The following is a 2,703-nucleotide window of genomic DNA, read 5'->3' on the forward strand; positions in this document are numbered from 1 at the left end:
GATCCACTGGATCAATTGCTAACCTCTTCACCTCGTCAGGCTCATAACCTGAAGGCCAAAGGTTCAAATCCTACTCCAAAAAACAACTTTAGAACGAAAATTACAAATACTTACACGCCGATCAACGCCAAACATCCCGCAAAAAATAATGCCTATATCCCTCCGTCAGAGCCTAAAACATCGCCTGTGACAATGGAATAAACGCCTCTTTTATGGCTTTGAAATCAGACTATCGCATGAATCGGACCTTTCTCGACGGATTCAGGCATTACTCTCCAATTCGACATCTCTGACGCTATATCAACCTTGATGCCCGTCAAGTTTAGCGCGCGCTCAAGCATCAGGCCCAAGCAGCAATACTTGGATATCTGCAACATTGGTTCCGGTCGCACCAGTCATCAGAAGATCACCCGATAGTCCCAATGCCCGGTGACTGTCGTTGTTTGCTAACAGCGTGGACGGATTTTGCCCCGCATCGCGGATACGATCGAATGTTCCCACATCCACAATCGCACCCGCTGCGGGGGTCGGACCATCACGGCCATCTGTTCCACCGCTGAGGAAGATCCAGTTGCCGGGAATAGCTTCCCCTTGCGCCAGTTGGGCGACGCGCAGCGCTAGTTCCTGATTGCGCCCACCAAGACCCGTACCCTGCAGCCGGACGGTTGTCTCCCCTCCGAAAAGTAGAGCGACCGGGCGGTCGGAAGCCACAGAACGGGCCGCTTCCAGAATCTGACGTGCAGCGTCGGACACGTCTCCTGTCAGTGCTTTGGAGGCAATTTCAGCCCGACAAAACTGCGCCGCACAGCGATGCGCAGCCTCAAGGCTTATCGTGTTCGACCCGATCAGATGATTTGTCGCTTCAACTGCTATCGTCTGTTCAGGAAGGCTGTGTTCTAGATGGTCCCGCACGGACTGGGGCAGACGCTTCCAGATGCCAGCTCCAATGCAGATCCTGCGGGCATCGGCTTGGGTTCCGATGGGTGGAGAAGTGGGGCCGCTGGCAACGGCACGCAGGTCATCTCCGATCACATCCGACAAAATATAGGCTGTGACCGGTGCAGGTGAACCGTGTCGCAGAAACCCTCCGCCCTTGAGCTGGCTCAGATGCTGGCGCACCAGGTTCATGTGCACGATGTCCAATCCGGAAGACAACAAGAGCTCGTTGACCGCAATCTTATCCGATAGGGACAATCCGTCCACAGGTGCCGGAACCAGGGCCGATCCCCCGCCAGAGATCAGCGCTATGATCTGATCTTGCTCGCGTGCTGTGCTGAGCAGATCAATGATCTGCCGACCGGCTTTGAGGCCCCGTTCGTCCGGAACGGGGTGTGCACTGTTCAACACAGTTGCACCGGGTACGACCGCTTGGTTTTCGGAATGGGTCACGGCCAGAGCGACATGATCACCCTGAACGTTTTGCAAGGCTTCCGCCATCATGGCTGGAGCGGCTTTACCAATCGCGATCAGGATGCTGCGCCCACCCTGTTTGGGCGCAGGCAATGGGGCTGATTGCAGTCGTCTGCTCAGGGATACCGCCGGATCTGCCGCGGCTATGGCTTCGGCAAATATGTTGGCGGCACAATCGCGTTGAGACATGGACGATTGTAAAGTCATGAGGCGATCATGCTGCTGCGATTTGACGAGCCTTTTCAACCATAACTTCAGCTTGACGGATCGAAGCATAGTCGATCAGGCGGCCATCTAACGAAACCGCTCCCTTTCCCGCTGCTTCGGCTTCGGCCATTGCTTCGAGAATGCGTTGTGCCTTGGTGACTTCGGCGTCGCCCGGCGACATAACATCGTTTGCCAGTGAAATCTGGCTGGGATGGATGGCCCATTTGCCCTCGCAGCCTAAAACTGCCGCGCGCTTTGCGGCGGCTTTGTAGCCGTCCGGGTCTTGGAAGTCTCCAAATGGGCCGTCGATTGGGCGCAAACCATTGGCGCGGGCAGCCACAACCATGCGGGCAAGCGCATAGTGCCACATATCTCCCCAATGGGTCAGGCGTCCTCCGTCCGTATCGGCGTCAGTCAGAACGGAATAATCCGGATTAACACCGCCGATAATAGTCGTCCGCGCGCGGGTCGAGGCGGCATAGTCGGCTACGCCGAAATGCAGGCTTTCGTTACGTTTCGACGCCGCCGCGATCTCACTGACGTTCTGCATCCCTAACGCAGTTTCGATAATATGCTCGAATCCGATGCGTTTTTTGTACCCCTTTGCATCCTCGATTTGCGTGACCATCATGTCGACGGCATAGACATCTGCCGCGGTGCCGACTTTGGGGATCATGATCAGATCAAGTCGCTCGCCAGCCTGTTCAACCACATCCACCACGTCGCGGTACATGTAATGCGTGTCGAGCCCGTTGATGCGTACCGACATGGTCTTGCTGCCCCAGTCGATGTCGTTCAGAGCCTCAATGATGTTTTTGCGGGCCTGTTCTTTCTCGTCCGGCGCGACGGCGTCCTCCAGATCAAGGAAGATGACATCCACGTCCGATTGTGCGGCCTTTTCGAACATTCCGGGTTGGCTGCCAGGCACGGCGAGTTCGCTGCGGTTTAGGCGGGCAGGAGCCTGTTCGATGGAATGAAAGCTCATGGGTTGGTGTCCTTCAGTTTACAAGTTTGGATAGATAGGGAATCTGGCGCAGAGGTTTGCGACTTCGGCTTTGACTTTGGCCTCGGCCTCACCGTTACCGT

General features: G+C 56.0%; 3 protein-coding genes. 1 reads left to right on the plus strand and 2 read right to left on the minus strand.

The annotated features are described in order from the left end of the window. A partial coding sequence (locus AC2FJW_RS19615; protein ID WP_496699620.1) for a hypothetical protein occupies positions 1-201 on the plus strand: 201 nt, incomplete at its 5' end. A 132-nt stretch (positions 202-333) separates the two neighbouring features. On the opposite strand, the gene AC2FJW_RS19620 is transcribed toward AC2FJW_RS19615, so the two are convergent. Continuing rightward, positions 334-1,617: a glycerate kinase type-2 family protein gene (locus tag AC2FJW_RS19620; RefSeq protein ID WP_496751190.1), complete on the minus strand. Its 1,284-nt coding sequence runs from the start codon at positions 1,615-1,617 to the stop codon at positions 334-336. Between the two features lie 7 nt (positions 1,618-1,624). Then, positions 1,625-2,602: an HpcH/HpaI aldolase/citrate lyase family protein gene (locus tag AC2FJW_RS19625; RefSeq protein ID WP_142640422.1), complete on the minus strand. Its 978-nt coding sequence runs from the start codon at positions 2,600-2,602 to the stop codon at positions 1,625-1,627. Positions 2,603-2,703: the final 101 nt, after the last annotated feature.

The sequence above is a fragment of the Ruegeria sp. CDSA020 genome (assembly GCF_059612345.1).